14 protein-coding genes and 1 tRNA gene (1 of these 15 cut by a window edge) are annotated in these 16,426 nt (G+C 51.6%); 10 read left to right on the forward strand and 5 right to left on the reverse strand.

The window, feature by feature from the left end; genetic code table 11:
• A tRNA-Lys gene (locus FD37_RS13030) sits at positions 1-43 on the reverse strand (it extends 63 nt beyond the left edge of the window).
• 1,071 nt (positions 44-1,114) lie between these two features.
• Between FD37_RS13030 and yycF the strand changes: the two genes are divergently transcribed.
• From yycF to FD37_RS04225, 4 genes are read left to right on the forward strand one after another with little or no spacing between them, the layout of a single operon-like run.
• Positions 1,115-1,831, forward strand: coding sequence for a response regulator YycF (yycF, locus tag FD37_RS04210; protein ID WP_045807718.1), 717 nt, complete (start codon positions 1,115-1,117; stop codon positions 1,829-1,831).
• A gap of 44 nt (positions 1,832-1,875) precedes the next feature.
• Positions 1,876-3,732: a cell wall metabolism sensor histidine kinase WalK gene (gene walK, locus FD37_RS04215; RefSeq protein WP_045807717.1), complete on the forward strand. Its 1,857-nt coding sequence runs from the start codon at positions 1,876-1,878 to the stop codon at positions 3,730-3,732.
• Complete coding sequence (locus FD37_RS04220) at positions 3,719-5,020, forward strand: YycH family regulatory protein (protein WP_052957230.1); 1,302 nt, start codon at positions 3,719-3,721, stop codon at positions 5,018-5,020. The genes walK and FD37_RS04220 overlap by 14 nt, the downstream gene beginning before the upstream one ends.
• A 17-nt stretch (positions 5,021-5,037) precedes the next feature.
• Positions 5,038-5,889, forward strand: coding sequence for a two-component system regulatory protein YycI (locus tag FD37_RS04225; protein ID WP_045807716.1), 852 nt, complete (start codon positions 5,038-5,040; stop codon positions 5,887-5,889).
• Between the two features lie 263 nt (positions 5,890-6,152).
• Here the strand turns inward: FD37_RS04225 and FD37_RS04230 are convergent, their stop codons facing one another.
• Positions 6,153-6,674: a helix-turn-helix domain-containing protein gene (locus tag FD37_RS04230; RefSeq protein WP_082605116.1), complete on the reverse strand. Its 522-nt coding sequence runs from the start codon at positions 6,672-6,674 to the stop codon at positions 6,153-6,155.
• A 208-nt stretch (positions 6,675-6,882) separates the two neighbouring features.
• Between FD37_RS04230 and FD37_RS04235 the strand changes: the two genes are divergently transcribed.
• The 4 genes from FD37_RS04235 (at position 6,883) to rlmH (ending at position 11,011) form a co-directional block, all read left to right on the forward strand.
• Positions 6,883-7,254: a hypothetical protein gene (locus FD37_RS04235; RefSeq protein WP_056963676.1), complete on the forward strand. Its 372-nt coding sequence runs from the start codon at positions 6,883-6,885 to the stop codon at positions 7,252-7,254.
• 460 nt (positions 7,255-7,714) lie between these two features.
• Positions 7,715-8,530, forward strand: coding sequence for an MBL fold metallo-hydrolase (locus tag FD37_RS04240; protein WP_045807715.1), 816 nt, complete (start codon positions 7,715-7,717; stop codon positions 8,528-8,530).
• A 131-nt stretch (positions 8,531-8,661) separates the two neighbouring features.
• Positions 8,662-10,002, forward strand: coding sequence for a S1C family serine protease (locus FD37_RS04245; protein WP_082078059.1), 1,341 nt, complete (start codon positions 8,662-8,664; stop codon positions 10,000-10,002).
• Between the two features lie 529 nt (positions 10,003-10,531).
• Positions 10,532-11,011, forward strand: a complete 480-nt coding sequence (rlmH, locus tag FD37_RS04250) for a 23S rRNA (pseudouridine(1915)-N(3))-methyltransferase RlmH (RefSeq protein ID WP_045807714.1) — start codon at positions 10,532-10,534, stop codon at positions 11,009-11,011.
• A gap of 134 nt (positions 11,012-11,145) precedes the next feature.
• Here the strand turns inward: rlmH and FD37_RS04255 are convergent, their stop codons facing one another.
• Both FD37_RS04255 and FD37_RS04260 read right to left on the reverse strand, forming a co-directional pair.
• Positions 11,146-12,417: an MFS transporter gene (locus FD37_RS04255; protein WP_235807851.1), complete on the reverse strand. Its 1,272-nt coding sequence runs from the start codon at positions 12,415-12,417 to the stop codon at positions 11,146-11,148.
• Entirely contained in the window at positions 12,401-13,393 is a 993-nt protein-coding gene (locus FD37_RS04260) for an ROK family protein (protein ID WP_056963678.1), read from the reverse strand. The genes FD37_RS04255 and FD37_RS04260 overlap by 17 nt, the downstream gene beginning before the upstream one ends.
• Positions 13,394-13,505: 112 nt before the next feature.
• Between FD37_RS04260 and FD37_RS04265 the strand changes: the two genes are divergently transcribed.
• Positions 13,506-14,315 carry a Cof-type HAD-IIB family hydrolase gene (locus FD37_RS04265; protein WP_056963680.1) on the forward strand — a complete coding sequence of 270 codons (810 nt, stop codon included), beginning with the start codon at positions 13,506-13,508 and terminating at the stop codon, positions 14,313-14,315.
• Between the two features lie 501 nt (positions 14,316-14,816).
• A complete protein-coding gene (locus FD37_RS04270) occupies positions 14,817-15,674 on the forward strand; it encodes a KilA-N domain-containing protein (RefSeq protein WP_056963682.1) in 858 nt (285 codons plus the stop codon).
• A 156-nt stretch (positions 15,675-15,830) separates the two neighbouring features.
• Here the strand turns inward: FD37_RS04270 and FD37_RS04275 are convergent, their stop codons facing one another.
• Positions 15,831-16,400 carry a hypothetical protein gene (locus FD37_RS04275; protein ID WP_045807706.1) on the reverse strand — a complete coding sequence of 190 codons (570 nt, stop codon included), beginning with the start codon at positions 16,398-16,400 and terminating at the stop codon, positions 15,831-15,833.
• Positions 16,401-16,426 lie beyond the last annotated feature (26 nt).

Genomic DNA, 16,426 nt, shown 5'->3' on the forward strand with positions numbered 1-16,426 from the left:
GACGAGAACTATCGTATCATGTGACCCCCACCTGGCGCAACCCCTTTTATTAAAAAAGTTGATAAAAGCGATAAATTGTACCGCATCGTGCGGCGATAGTTACCGATTGCTCCCGCTCAGCTGAGCCGTGACGGTATTTCCTCCGGTCCATCATGGGTAGCACCAGCTGACAGAGTCACCACCGATTTCTGATTAACGAGGATGATTCTATAGCGAAGAAAAGTGGGGCACAATTCGGGAAATTTTGGGGAACCTAGAGGTTAGGCTGGCCGAACAGTCTTTTGAACCTGAAAGGGTGATTTTAGACGCGTTTATCTGGCAAGGAGCTACAAGCATGTGGGATGTCCACTCAAGCGGCCAGTTCACGGAGGTTGGAAAGGGAAACGACGATGTGAGCGAAACAGAGGCGACTTGATGGCCGTGGTGAAATTGATGTTAGCTGGCGTTTTGGGCCGGCTTACATCAAGGCCGAGCTTCGGAGACCACGGGCTTTGTGGGCTCCGGCGTCGTCCCACCTACGGCCAGCTTGCTCGCCGGCGTGGAGCGGGGGGTTACGACAGTCACTCTCCGTTACGGCGTCGAAACGTGCGCCCCAAGGCAGCTGGTTCCGCTTAATGGCGGCAGCTAACCGCCTTGGACCTCACTCTGTGTTCTTTGCTCACTGAACTTATCACGCTGGTAGAAACCAAGGCGGGCGGTTCCGTGGCTGGCCGGTTTAGACTGGAGAAAAGAAGGGGCGTGACTGACCGCCAAAACCAAAAAATCACCGGCAAATTTGGTCAAAGAACTATTTCCCGGGAAATTCTAAGTTAAATTCAGCTTAAAGCGTTGAGAGAACTGGCCTGAAACCAAGTTCACGATGTGTTATAATTCAAGTAGCGCCTTTTATCGGTGGCTGGAAATTTCTCAGCCACTCCGGCGCCCCTGTGTTTCACCGGGACTTGAGCAATGGCTCGTCCCACCATTCCTTGACTTTAAACGATGAAATTTAACGCAACACCAAAACTGCTGTGGCCCCGTTGGCGGTGGTACTGTGACACCCAACGGCCGGCCTGCCGGTAATCCTGCAATTACCGGATCGATCTGTATTTCCCTTAAGGAGGAAATTTTTAATATGCCTAAAAAAGTTCTAGTTGTCGACGACGAGAAGCCGATTTCGGATATCATGAAGTTTAGTTTGGAAAAAGAAGGGTACGAGGTCGACGTCGCCTATGACGGGGAAGCCGCCCTGCAACACGTTGAAGAAAACACCCCCGATCTGGTCATTTTGGACCTGATGCTGCCGAAAATCGACGGCCTGGAAGTTGCCCGGGAAATCCGGAAGAAGCACGACATGCCGATCATCATGGTCACGGCCAAGGACTCCGAACTGGACAAGGTCTTGGGGCTAGAATTAGGGGCCGACGATTACGTGACGAAGCCCTTCTCTAACCGGGAACTCGTGGCCCGGGTCAAGGCCAACCTGCGGCGCCAGAACACGGCGGCCCACGCCCAACCCGAAGAACCCGAGAACCAAGACATTGAAATTGGCGATTTGACGATTCATCCGGAAGCCTACTCCGTTTCGAAGCGGGGGGCGAACATCGAGTTGACCCACCGTGAATTCGAATTATTGCACTACTTAGCCCAACACATTGGCCAAGTCATGACCCGTGAACACCTGTTACAGACGGTCTGGGGCTACGACTACTTCGGGGACGTGCGGACGGTCGACGTGACGGTTCGGCGGTTACGGGAAAAGATTGAGGATAGCCCGAGTCACCCAACCTGGTTAGTCACCCGGCGCGGCGTCGGCTACTATTTGCGTAACCCTGATTCCGATCAGGCCTAAGCTAGCGGCGACGCTAAATCTCTGGCGGAGGAGAATGTGACTTCGTGAATAGCAAAATTAGATTTTTTCAATCGATTCACTTTAAGATTGCGTTGGTGTTTGCCCTATTGCTCTTACTGACCCTGGAAATCGTCGGGGCCGTTTTTGTCCGACAGTTGGAGCACCAAAACTTGAACACCTTCAAGCAACAGCAGGTGGTGCAGACCTACATCACCAACCGCCTGTCGGATGAGCTGGTGAAGACCAACACGACGGGGGCCAACAAGCAGATCAAGTCGACCCTCTCGGAAATTACCAATACCAACAACGCCCAGATTCGGGTGATCGATAACAAAGGAACCATTCGGGGGACCAACGAGGTCGACAATCAGGGGATTGTCGGCCAGAAGACCACCGATAACGACATTAAAAACGCCATTTATAATAACCGCGACGTGGTCCGGACGACCTATAACTCGCAGAACAATAGCCGATACTACACCACGATTACCCGGCTGATTCGCAGCCAGGGCAACAACAGTGAGCTAGTGGGGGTTATTTACATGCGGGCCAGCCTGGACTCAGTCTACCAAAATATCAACCAGATCACGCTGATTTACGTCTCCGCGACCTTCGTGGCGATCATTTTGGGACTGGTCATGGCGATTATTATTTCCCGGGCTATTACCCGGCCAATTGATGAAATGAAGAAGCAGACGTTGCGCATCGCCCGGGGGGACTACTCCGGTCACGTGCACGTCTACGGCAACGACGAGTTGGGCCAACTGGCCAGCGCCGTCAATAACCTGTCCGTGCGGGTCGAGGAGGCCCAAGAATCGACCGAGTCCGAACGGCGCCGGCTAGATTCCGTGATGGCTCACATGACCGATGGGGTCATCGCCACCGACCGCCGGGGGAACGTCACCATCATTAACGAGACGGCGACGAGTTTCCTGGATACCGATTCCGACGACGCCGTAGGCAAGTCGATCCTGGACCTGCTGGCGATTCGCAAGGACTACACCCTCCGCGAGCTGCTGGAGGACCCGGACGACCTGGTCTTAGACTTCTCGACCAAGGAACACGACCTGATCCTGCAGGCCTACTTCTCGTTGATTCAACGGGAGTCCGGCTTTATTTCCGGGCTAGTCTGTGTCCTGCACGACGTTACCGAACAACAAAAGATTGACCAGGACCGGAAACAATTCGTGTCCAACGTGTCCCACGAACTGCGGACGCCGCTGACCAGCGTGCGCTCGTATATCGAGGCCCTGTCCGAAGGGGCCTGGAAGGATCCCAAGGTGGCCCCCGGTTTCTTGAAGGTCACCCAAGAGGAGACCGACCGGATGATCCGGATGATCAACGACCTGTTGACCCTGTCACGGATGGACTCCGGGACCCAGAAGATGAACCTGGAAATGGTCAATTTAAACGAACTCTTCAACTACGTCCTGGACCGTTTTGACATGATCATCGAACAAGACGATCAGCCGAAGAAGACCTACACCATCAAACGCGAGTTTACCAAGCGCGATTTGTGGGTCGAAATCGACACCGACCGCTTCACCCAGGTGCTGGATAACCTGATGAACAACGCTATCAAGTACTCACCGGATGGTGGGGTCATCACCTGCCGGCTGCTCGAGACCCACAACAACGTGATCCTGAGCGTGGCCGACCAAGGCCTAGGGATCCCGCGGGCCGACATCCCACGGATCTTCGACCGGTTCTACCGGGTCGACAAGGCTCGTTCGCGGGCCCAGGGTGGGACCGGCTTAGGGCTGGCCATTTCCCGGGAAGTCGTCCAGATGCTGGGCGGCCGAATCTGGGTCGACAGCCGCGAAGGCCGTGGCTCCACGTTCTACATTTCCTTGCCATACAAGCCGTACGAGGAGGAGGATCTCTGGGATGAAGATAACTAAGGCTCTGTTGCCCATCGGCCTGACCATCGCCGTCGCCATTAGCGTGACGTTATCGGCGCTGATCTGGACCAACCCCGCGCAGTATGAACGGAACCGGCAACGAAGCTCGAACAATCCGACGACCGAGCTCAACACACGGCCGCAAAAGGACGTTTATCTTCCGACGCAGGTGGTGCATACCGACGCGACCGGCAATCAACAACTGTTAAACAACCGAAAAATCAACCTGACGTCCGAAATCCGCACGGCCCTGTCCAACTGGAAGCTGGGCCGGATCAGCCGGGTCCGCGACGTCTCGCACACGGATTATCTGAACGCTTTGAAACAAAAGGACAGCCTCCTGTTGTCGTACGCCAGTCCGATCAACGTTAAGCTGTTCAACACCGTTTTCAGCAGCAACGTGTCCCTGCAAAACACCCAGTTTTCCCGGATTATGGTGCCGCTGAACGGTGACAAACACCTGTACCTGCTGAACGACACCAATCAGGAGATGTACCGGGTGACGGTCAAGAGTGGGGCGGCCAAACCGCTGCGGGGAATCCTGCGCGAGAACCTCTTTCGCATCCCGATTCACATGCAGTGGTTAAACGGCAGCGCCATGGCCTACATGCCCAGTTCGGTGACGGTGCCGTCGTATAGTTACCTGGTCAACCACCAGTCGACCGACTACTTCACGACGCGCCTGCTGAACAACGGGGAAGCGACCAACGTCACGGCCAAGAAGAACAAGGACAATACCATCTATAGCGATGGGACCTCCAAGCAGCTGACGGTCTACAACAAGCCCGGGGTGGCGCTGTACGAAGACTACAGTGCCATGCAGGCGACGCTGACCTTTAGCCAGCAGCTCAAGGCCAGCTACCAGGCGGTCAAGACCATCGGAATCCCGATGGAAAACCTGCGCTACTACGGCTACGATGGGGATAACAACACTGTGACCTACCGGAGCTTCGTCGAAGGGTTCCCGATCTTTAACCAGAGTGATTACGGGGCCGCGCGGATCCAGATCCTGTCACAGGGCGTCCGGCGGTACAACTTCTCGCTGTATAGCCTGCAGGTCCCGGTGCCGAACGATAAGAAATCAATCACCTTACCGGGAACTCAGGCCGTGATCGACCAGCTGACGGCGGCCGGGTACAACCGCAAGAAGATCGGCAGCATCCAGCTGGGATACCAGTGGGCGGCGTCGTCGGTCTCCGACAAGGTCGTGGACCTGACGCCGACCTGGTACGTCAACTACGACGGCACGTGGAAGACCTATAAGCAGATGCTGAAGACAAACGGGTAAAGGGAGGACAGTCCGGCATGGATTTTCGACGCATCGAGTGGCTATTTTTAGTCGCCTTCATTGTCATTGACATTTTCCTGTTCGCGGCTTTCCAACGCGATACCAGTAGCCAGTCGGACACGACTTCGAGTCGGACGACCAACAGTGATACGACGATCATTAAGGAAATGCGCGCCGACAACATCACGTTTAAGTCCCCGTCGAAAAAGAGCACCGAGGGCTACTACATCGCCACGACGAACGATAGTGAGATCAAGAGTGACCTGACCAGCCTGTCCGACCAGACCGTGAAGTACGACGAGGGGCTGATTACCTCGACCTTCAAGACGGCGATCACCAACGTCGATACCCAGCACCCGGACAAGACCCTGGATGCGGTCGTGGCGAACACCGCCTTGATCCTGAACGGGGCGCAGTACCAGTACAACGCCCAGTTGTCGAGTCAAAACACGGTGGTCTACACGCAGCGGGTCGCGGGCAGTCAACTCTACACCCGCTATGGCCAGTTGCGGTTTAGCCTGACCAACGACGGGACGGTCACCGGCTACACGCAGGGCTACCTCAACGACGTGTCGACCTTGCGGGAACGGACGGCGACAATCTCCGAGCGTAAGGCGCTGATCTGGCTGTACCAGTACAACCAGATTCAGAACAACACCAAGGTCGTCTGGACCAAGTTGGCCTACACCCGCTACTTCACCCTGAAGAATAGCAGCGTGTACATCCCGACCTGGATCATCGCCGTCAAACCCACGAGTGGCAACGACGCGGGCACGCTGCAGCTGAAGCACGTGAACGCCTTTACTGGGACCATCCTGACGTCGGACAGCAACGTCAAGACGGTCAGTGGGACGGAAACAACGAACTAACTGAAAGGCAATTACCGGCGTCTGGCCATTTGGTGGCTGGGCGCTTTTTTTGACCGGTAGATTCTGTATGACGGGAGAAAGGGTAATGAATCCTGGAAAAAACGCCACTCCGGTGAATAGTGCCGGAAAGTGGCGTTGAAAAAGGTGCACGGTTAGGCTCCTTTAATGCAGGAACCTGATATGTAAAGAAAATCGGTCGCTCTGAAAAGTTGATTTTGGCCCGGTGGATACCCGCTGAGAAAACGCGGGCTCAATGAATGACCCTAATCAACTCGGTAAACGGTCGTTTGTGAGGGCTTAATCCAGTCATCACTAATGATGGAATAGGTCCCCATCAGACTGTAGAGGGAAACCAGAATGGAAATCACAATGATCGTTTTATGGAGACTATTGTATTTATTATTACGCCAGATAACGTAGAGTGGTAAAAAGATACCTACGGGCGGTAATAGGGCGGAGGCTAGGGTCAACAGGAGCAATAAGAGACCTTCATCGGTATTTTGATGGAAAGAAGTGTTGACGGGGGGCACTTCTCTTTGCCTGACGGTCAGATGATTTGCCGTATGAGGCGGCGTCGGCTGGTCGAAGTTGTGCTGAACCAAATCATCCAGCGAGAGATGGTAAAGGTCACTGAGGCGGATCAGGTTGTCTGAATCGGGATAGCCGCGCCCATTTTCCCACTTAGAGATAGATTGGCGTGAGACGTGTAGGATGGTCGCCACCTCATTCTGGGAAAGATGTTGCGCCATCCGGGCCCTTTTCAATTGAGTCGATAATTCGATAATGGGTACCTCCTAATGAAGATGAATGATAGTGATAGTATACGCGAATCCATGGCGTTAACCAAGATTAAGCGGGATGTAAACAAGTCGTTCCTTCTCATAGGTCGTAGACAACGGTAAAATCAAGGTATCAATGGACGCGTCGTGACTTCGCATTAAGAATATAGGATAACGGGTGCGTACATAAACTATTTTAGGGAGGTGTGACGCGATGACTTTATCTGTCAGAAAAGGTGTGGCGGTCTTGGCCAGCGTAATCATCGCGGCTTTTTGGGGCATGAATCTCGCGTATTCGCTTGAGGTTAGGACGATTGCAACCATTGCGGCGATGCTCATCTGTGCGATTGCTACGTGGCTGTTGGTTAATCGGTGGCGTGAGATTGTTAGCTTGGACTATAGTCCCTACCAAAGCCTGTTTCTAACGCTGGTGAGTGGTGTTTTGATACTCGTGCTTCTGACAAAAGCTGCTACCGGCTTAGTCGGTTGGCTCGCATGGCTGTGGTGGTTATCTGGTTTCTTATGCTTAGGCCTGGTCGTCTTGCTCATTGCCGTTGGTTACGGCTATCTTGTGGAAAAACGATGATGAGAAAGCGGTTTAAATCAGTGAGTCGATAGGATCAATGAAAAATCGATTGAGCTGGTGTGTTTAATAATCATTAGTGGCTTATTACTATTTTTGATAATTAGCCTTTTACGGATTTTAAAGCCACACTGGTAGTAACACTTGTTATATTGGCTGGACTGGTTTTTAAGAGCCGTTTTTTGAATAAATAGCCAAAATGGGTGCTACCACTATACTGCCGATTATTGGGGAACGGGTTGGATGGTGTTGAGGGGTTCTGTGATGGTTGACGTTCATGCTGACAACCCATGAACGTCAACCATCATAGACCCCCTTATTAATTGATGATGAAGCTTGGGTTGAAAAAGCCAGCTTTTTAGAAAATCGTTTGCTTATCGATAGGGAGCGACTAAATTTGGTTACAAGCGCCGGCAGATGCGGTATCATAGCGGTATTAGGTTAAGAGAGGGTTCGATATTAGTTGAGTACGGTAGAAAAAGATGGCTTGCGCATCAGCGTGTTGTCGAGCGGCAGCACCGGGAACGTTTGCTACATTGAAAGTCCCCACGAACGCCTGCTGATCGACGCGGGACTGAGTGGTAAGAAGATTGAGAAATTGATGGGCGACATCGATCGCAGTTTGACCGACGTGAATGCCTTGTTAGTCACGCACGAACATACCGACCACCGGAAGGCCGTGGGCATCCTGGCCCGGCGCTACGCCCAACTGGACGTCTACGCCAACCAGGGGACCTGGGACGCGATGACGCCGCGGATCGGCAAGGTCGACCTGGCGCAGAAGCACCTGTTCGCCCCGGACACGGTCCAAACGTTTGGCGACATCGACGTCGAGAGTTTTTCCGTCTCGCACGATGCGGCCGAACCCCAGTTTTACGCGATCCACTACGAGGGCAAGACCTTCGTCATTCTGACGGACACGGGCTACGTCTCCGAGCACGTCGAGGGCGTCATCAAGGACGCCGACGCCTACCTGCTGGAATGTAATCACGACGTCGAGATGTTGCGGATGGGCGACTATTCCTGGCCGCTGAAGCAACGGATCTTGGGGGACAAGGGCCACTTGTCCAACGAGGAGGGTGCCGACGTCTTGATGGACGTGCTGGGTAACCGGACCAAGCGCATTTACCTGGGGCACCGGAGCCTGCATAACAACATGCAGTCGCTGTGTCACCTGACCGTGGCCTCGATGATGGAGAATCACGACTTCGGCGTCGGGCACGATTTTCAGTTGCTCGATACCCAGCCGGAACAGGCCACGCCGCTGGTGACCCTGTAGGCAAAACTTTAGGACTTCCACAAACATTCATCAAAAAAACTTCACACTCCCCCGTTAAAATGGGGTTATTAAAAAATAACGGCCGCACGAATGGCCGTTAACGAGGAGGGTTAGCGCAAACGCGCAGGAGAATGGCTGATAATAACAACAATAATCAAGATCTGAATAACTTAAACATGCAGAATCAAGACCAGCAACAACCCAATGACCCACAACCCCGCAAGAAGCGGGGTCTGACCCTGACTAAGGTCGCGGTCACGGCGGCGGTCGCCGGGCTATTAGGTGGGGGTGTCGCGTACGGCGGCCTCAACTACCTGAGCAACAGTGGGCTGAACGACACGGCGGTTCCGGCCGGCACCAACAAGACCGGGAACACCAAGACGTCGAACGTCACGGTCAACGTCAACAGTCAGTCGACCAAGGCCTTTAACTCGGTCAAGGGTGCGATGGTCTCGGTCATCAATTTACAGAAACAAAGCAGTAACAACACCCTGGGTGAGCTGTTCGGCCAATCGTCGTCGAGCTCCAGTTCGAAGTCCTCGCTGGAAGAGGCCTCCGAAGGGTCCGGGGTCGTCTACAAGAAGGACGGCAACACCGCCTACATCGTGACCAACAATCACGTGGTTTCCGGGTCGTCGGCGCTGCGGGTCGTGACCAGCAGTGGTAAGCAGCTCCAGGCCAAGCTCGTTGGAAAAGATTCCGTGACCGACCTGGCCGTGCTGAAGGTCAACGGTTCGTCGCTGAAGACGGTCGCTTCGTTCGGGAACTCTGATAAGATCAAGGTCGGTGAGACCGCCTTGGCCATCGGATCACCGCTGGGCAGCCAGTATGCGACGTCACTGACCGAAGGGATCATCTCCGCCAAGAAGCGGACGATTGAGACCACGAACTCGGCCGGCACCCAGACCGGGAACGCGACGGTCATCCAGACCGATGCCGCCATCAACCCCGGGAACTCCGGTGGTGCGCTGATCAACGTGGGGGGCCAAGTGATTGGGATCACCTCCTCGAAGATCGCCAGCGACACCGAGGGGACCAGCGTCGAGGGGATGGGCTTTGCCATTCCGTCGAACGAAGTGGTCAACATCATCAACCAGCTGGTCAAGAAGGGTAAGGTCGTCCGGCCAGCGCTGGGCATCACCTACGTCGACCTGGCCAACGTTTCGGACTCTCAGCAGAAGTCAATCCTGAAGTTGCCGTCTAGCGTGACCAACGGGGTCGTGGTGATGGGCGCATCGTCCGGCTCACCAGCTAAGAAGGCCGGCCTGGCCAAGTACGACGTCATCACCGAACTGGGCGGGCACAAGATTAGTACCCAGTCCACGTTGCGGGATATCCTGTACAAGTACAAGTTGAACGACACGGTCTCGATGACTTACTACCACAATGGCAAGAAGAAGACGACCAGCGTGAAGTTGACGGAAACGTCCTCCCAGCTGAAGTCGACCACGAGTGCCACGTCGGAAAGTTAAATAGGTTAGCAACATGGCGTCCGGAAAAGTCCGGGCGTCTTTTTTTAGGCGGTAAAATTGAAAAGACGAAGTTTAACAGCGGCCGGCGGGGATGAAAATGGCGCCACTGGGTGGCCGGCCGAACGAAGGGGGTCCCAGCAAGCGGGGAGATTCAGGCCAGAAAAAAACGGGCGTGCGGAGCTGTGGATAACTTGGGGATAACTGACGATCGGCCGCGGTGGATAATAACTGAAGGGGATAAGACCGGGAACCCGGCCGGTTGAAAAGTTATCCACAGGTTCGGTGGATAGCGGTGGATAAAGAAAGTAAAATACCCCGAGGGGTGTTCTGAAAGCCGGCCATCTCGGCGTTGATGGCGGTTGCCACGAACGGGTGTTTCGGGGTATAATTGTGGATAACTAAAAAGGGATTGACATTTTGCCAAAAAATAGATATGGTGGGCCGCCAAATGGGGACCCACCATATCTAGGAAGCCGGATTGTGCACCTGTGGATAACTTTGTGGACAACCTGTGCATAGGAGGACATTTATGAACATCAAGTTTGTGGTCGTGGGGAAGTTAAAGGAGAAGTACTTCAAGCAGGGCATCGCGGAATACGCCAAGCGTCTGTCGCGGTTCTGCAAGTTCAGCATCGTCGAGGTGCCGGATGAAAAGGCGCCGGAGAGTCTGTCGCAGGCCCAGATGGACCAGGTGATGCAGGCGGAGGGCGATCGGATCCTGGAGAAGATCAAGGACCGCGAGTACGTCTTTGCGTTGGCCATCCTGGGCAAGGAGCGCTCCTCGGAGGAATTCGCCAAGGAAATCAAGGATCTGACCACCTACGGCCACTCGGACCTGACGTTTGTGATTGGGGGCTCGCTGGGGTTGGCTCCCGAGGTTTTGAAGCGCGCGAACACCCAGATCTCCTTCGGCCGCTTCACGCTGCCCCACCAGCTAATGCGGTTGGTGCTGACCGAGCAGGTGTACCGGGCGTTTATGATTAATGAGGGGTCTCCATATCACAAGTGATGCGAGTTTCAATTAAGCGCCAACTGAACAGTAACTAAATAAAACTCGGCACAGCCCTAATGGACTTGCCGAGTTTTTAGTATAGGTTATTTTCGTATGTGAAATGATGATTTGAAGAAACAGCTAAACGTGGATTATTGATGCGATGTTTCACCGCGGACATGATCATCTGCTGATAACGTCGTATGGGGATGCTGGTCCCAGTGCTGATTGAGGTGATTTAGACTGACCACCAAGCCTAAGGTGACGAGGATGAAGATGGCGCCACCAGGTCCAATACTGTTGAGACCACCATGAGCGACCAGCAGTCCACCAATGGCCGAACCAGTTGCAATGCCCACGTTACAGAAGATGGAATGAAGCGAAGCCGCGAGGACCATTGATTGAGGATAATCCTTCTCCGTGATGCCTAAGAAGTGGAGTTGAATGGGCGAGTTGATGAGGTACATGCTGAACCCCATGATAAAGACGATTAACAGACCTACCCACGTGAGCTGAAGACCTAAGGGGAGACAGGCCAGGGCTATTGCTAAGACACCGTAAACTCTAGGCATCTTTGTGAGGCCCGAGTGAGCGGCTAGGCGACCACTGAACTGATTACTGCCCAGCGTCATGAACCCGTAAGCCATGAATAATGGCGTGATGAGGGTAGTCGCAATCCCCATGCCACTGACGAAGATTGGTCGGAGATACGTATAAACAACGTAGATGCCGGTAAAGTTGAAAATCACAACCAACACGCCGAGCAGAATCCGCCAGTCCTTAAAGATGATTAATTGGGAACCGAGACTGACCTTTTGTTCCTGACTCTGTCGTAATTGGCGGGGGAGAAAGCTGGCTAGCATGATGAGGAGAACCACGCTGAGCAGGGTAATCACCAGAAATGACATCCGCCAGCCCCAATGTTCACTGACCCAGGTGCCAATGGGCATACCCAATACAGCAGCGATACTGAAGCCCGAATAGACCCAGGCAATCAGCCATGCGCGCCGGTCCTTTGGCGCGAGTTTAATCGCAAACGTCATCGTGATGGAGATGGCAACACCCGAGACCAACGCAATCATAATTCGCGATAGGGTGAGGACGGCATAGGTTGGGGCGCAGACTGTGATGAGGTTCCCGAGGGTAAAGATGCCCATGAGACTTAATAAGACGGGCAGCAGGCGGTGTTGCTCAATCAAAGTCGTGAAGATGGGCGTGCTAATGGCGTAGACTAGCGCAAAGATGGTGACCAGGTAGCCCACACTGGAGACACTGACGTGGAATTGGTGAGCGATGTCGTTAAGTACGCCGATAATGTTGAACTCGCTAAACCCTAGAATGAAGGCCGTAGCGGTCAGCAATAAGCTTTGAAGTTTGAAACGATTATTTTCCGTGATGAACGCCCCCTTAGTTGATGAGATCACGGTAGATGATTTCACGACCGAAGCGAAGGAGCCCGAAGCAATAATCATCATCAAAATCGCCATCGAGTTTGAGTTGGCAATGGGTGAGTAACGGCTGGTCCGCTTGAACCGTTGCTTGGAGCTGTTCCGCGTCTAGTTGAGGATGAGCGGGCGCGTAAATGAATACCGCTTGCGGGTCGAGAATTGTCGCAACGTTGAGTACGTCACGGGCAACAATCTTTTGGAACTCGGTGGCGGCGATGGGGAAAGTCTGACCTTGGTAGGCCGGGCCAGATGCAATCTCTCCAGCCATCCCGGTCGTGCCATTTTCAGAGTGGCCGTGCAACACGATGCCCATCCCGGGACCAAAGTTAAGGGGATAGTAGAGCCCGACCGCTGAACCATCAGAATCTAGTTTGCCGATGGCACCATAGGTCAACGCAGTCACGTCATTAATGATGGTGGTCTTGATGGCCGTTTGTTCGTAGAAATAACGACTGAGCTTCACGTCATGCCAACCGGGCAGGTCACTGATGCTGACCTTGCTGGCGATCTCTGCCCCCGGAAGGCCAATAATGGTTCCCTGGGGACGCCGGTTCACGGTTTTGAGGAGCTGCTGGGCTAAATTCAGGAGCGATTCTGGCGTGGAGATGGGTTGTTCAAGGATACCGGCGAGCCGTTTGCCGCCTAAGTCGATGATTTCCAATTTAGCGGTCATCCCGTTCAAATGCTCGAAAATGCGAATGGAAAGGAGACTGAACGTGGTGGTATCGGCCACGAAACAGGCGGCACTGCGTCCCCGGGTCTTGACGGGGTGGGGATCGGTCTTAATCAGGTGGTAGGCCTGGAGTACGTTGATGAGGTTGTGGACGCTCATGACGCTGAGTCCGGTGTAAGTTGCGAGTTGTTTAACGGAAAGGGAGCCTTCCGTGATAATGGTTTTTAGAATGAGATGTAAGTTACGTTGCCGCATTTTTTCTGGAATATTGCCTTGCATGGTTGACCTCCGAAGTAAGTAGACAAGTTTAAAGTCTGATGCTATATTGATAGCGTAACATATTAAACTTAATTTATAAAGATTGTATATTATAAATGTGGAGGCATCAACGATGATTAAGGTAATTGCAATTGATATTGATGATACGTTGCTCAACTCAAGGTTGGAGGTAACGCCAACCGTTAAAGACCGGATTCAATGGGCGATGACACTGGGAGTAAAAATCGTACTTTGTTCGGGCCGTCCATTAGCGGGGTTGCGTCCCTTCTTGCAAGAACTCGGGATTCAGGGAGCTGATCAGTACGTGGTGACCTACAATGGCGCGGTAACGCAATCAGTGACGGGGGGAATTTTAGGGAAGCACCTCTTATCGGCGGATGATTTTGAGCGTATTCGGGTCTTCTGTGACCAGCACCAAGTCCATTTCAACGCGCTAGATGATCAAAGCCAGATTTATACCCCAAATCAACAAATCAGTTGGCAGACGGTCCGACAGGCGGCGGAAAATCAAGCGGGCATCCAGATGTTGGCGCCACAAGACTTTCCCATTCGTTTCCCGCTGGCTAAGGTGATGTTGGCTGATGAACCGGCGAAGCTCGACACGGTTGAATCAGCTTTTCGCGCGCTCTTTGGGGAACGGTATTACATTGTCCGGTCACAACCCTACTTCTTGGAAGTCTTGAACCGCCAAGCGGATAAAGGACACGGCTTAACGGATTTGATGACTCATTTAGGATTAGAGTCCGATGAGTTAGTCGGAATTGGGGATGAAGCAAATGATTTACCGATGTTCACAACGGTTGGCACCGCTGTTGCGATGGGAAATGCACATCCCGAAATTCAGCAAGCGGCCGATTGGGTAACCGCGGATAATGACCATGATGGGGTTGCTCAAGCCATCGATCGACTATTGGCTGAGTAAATAATAGCTGTCAGATAGAGTAAACACGCCGTAACCTGGTATGATGAGGTTACGGCGTGTTTTTAAGAACCGCTGTGTCGGGTGTTACGGGTCGCCGTACCATAAGTGATACGATTTTTGAAAATGATAGAGGCATTGATTAACTATTGGTTAGTGGTTTTTCTAAAAATACAACCGTTATCATTCCATCCTGGCATGCATAGCGCAGACAGAAAAATTAGAATCCATCTAATTTCGATGACAAATTTATGTTTGATGACAGGCCGGCATGGTTAAACTCTCAAGTTGTAAGTATTTACCGTAGTGTTTAATTTTTATTGTTTATGCTGATTTAACCTTGGGCCGTGACCCAGATACCCGTGATATAATATAGACACATTTAATCATATATCGTGAAGTCTCAAAAGTTATCCACAAGTAGAAACCTTGTTATATCAGCGTTAAGTCAATGTTCGTATTCTAAACCCGTCGAAATCGACGGGTTTAAAAAGGGGCTAAATAATGTCAAATAATAGAGGGACAATCCACAGTTCGGGAGTTGCTATTTCTGTTTTTCAATATGATGGAGCCACTGATTATATCAGTCTTACGGATATTGCTAAGTATAAAGCGCCTGATGAGCCTAATGAATTATTGCGTAATTGGATACGTTCCCGAAATACTATTGAATATTTAGGAACCTGGGAGAAACTTCATAATGATAAACTTAATATTCACGGACTAAATCATTTGCTTGATGAGGCGGGATCCCATTCTTTTATTCTATCTCCCACAAAATGGATAAAAGAAACCTCAGCAATTGGTATTGTTTCCAGACCAGGTCGTTATGGTGGTACTTATGCGCATTCTGACATTGCGTTCGATTTTGCAGCGTGGATTTCACCAGAATTCAAGCTTTATCTTATTAAGGACTATCAGCAATTAAAACACGATAGTCATAGCCATCTTAATATTGATTGGAATATTAATCGTGAGTTAGCAAAAATTAATTATAGAATTCATACTGACGCGATTAAGAATAATATTGTTCCAGTTCTGTCTTCTAAGCAAACTAGCTATAAATATGCTACTGAGGCTGATCGCTTAAATGTGGCATTATTTGGACAGACTGCTCGCGAATGGAAAAATGGACATCCTGAAGCTACTGGTAATATTCGTGATAATGCTAGTTTAGAGCAGCTTACGGTTCTAACCAATCTAGAAAGTTATAATGCCGAACTAATAATTAGTCGAATACCCGATATTGAGCGAACTGAAAAGTTAAATCAGATGGCTGTTAGGCAGCTGGAAACATTGACCACAAATACGGCATCATTAAAAAGACTAAAAGAGTTAGAGCAACAGAAGAGATTGAAATAGAAATTTTCTCGAAATAACCAATTTATCAGGAAATAAATTGGAGATTTAGGAAGCGTAACGATGGGTTACGTTTCAAAAAAAGGCGGCTTCTCCGGAATTCTTAGATTCCAGAGAAGCCGCCTTTGCGTTTGGTGGGTCGATGGGAACCAAGGGGTGCTACTTAGAACCGAAGTGCTTGGCTTGGGCCTTGGTTGAGTAATAGTTGGTAATTTCGTTAGAGCTGTACTCCACGGACGGGTCACGGTAATTTTTAACATTTGCGTAGACTTCATGCAACACCTTGATCCGTTTACCGTTATATGTTTTTTTAATAACCTTATAGCGAATGTGACTTATTTTCTTATCTTTATAGTAGTCGAACCAGTTGAAATCGTAAAGAATCCCTTTTTTGACGTAAATGGCTTGCCAGCCGTTGCCACTATTGTCGGCACGATTAAAATCATGTTTGGTGATATCACGGCTCAGATTTAGCGATTTTACTGTAACAGCAGAGTTATATTCCGGACGGTCAGAGTAGTATGTAGCGAACTTTTTCGCACTGATGACGAGCTTCGTGTAGGCTCCCTTAGAGTAGCTGTACCGGGTTCCCCGGAATTTCTTCGGGACAGACTTCAAACTATACTGGGCCTTCGCCTTTGCCTGTGCCGAAACGTCAGGGGTCAATGCGACGGCCGTTCCCAAGGTAACGACCGCTAGCAGGGCTCCTAAAATCTTCGTGATTTTCATGTAAAACTTCCTCCTTCGTGATTCCT

The sequence above is a fragment of the Levilactobacillus spicheri DSM 15429 genome (assembly GCF_001435095.1).
Lineage (GTDB): Bacteria > Bacillota > Bacilli > Lactobacillales > Lactobacillaceae > Levilactobacillus > Levilactobacillus spicheri.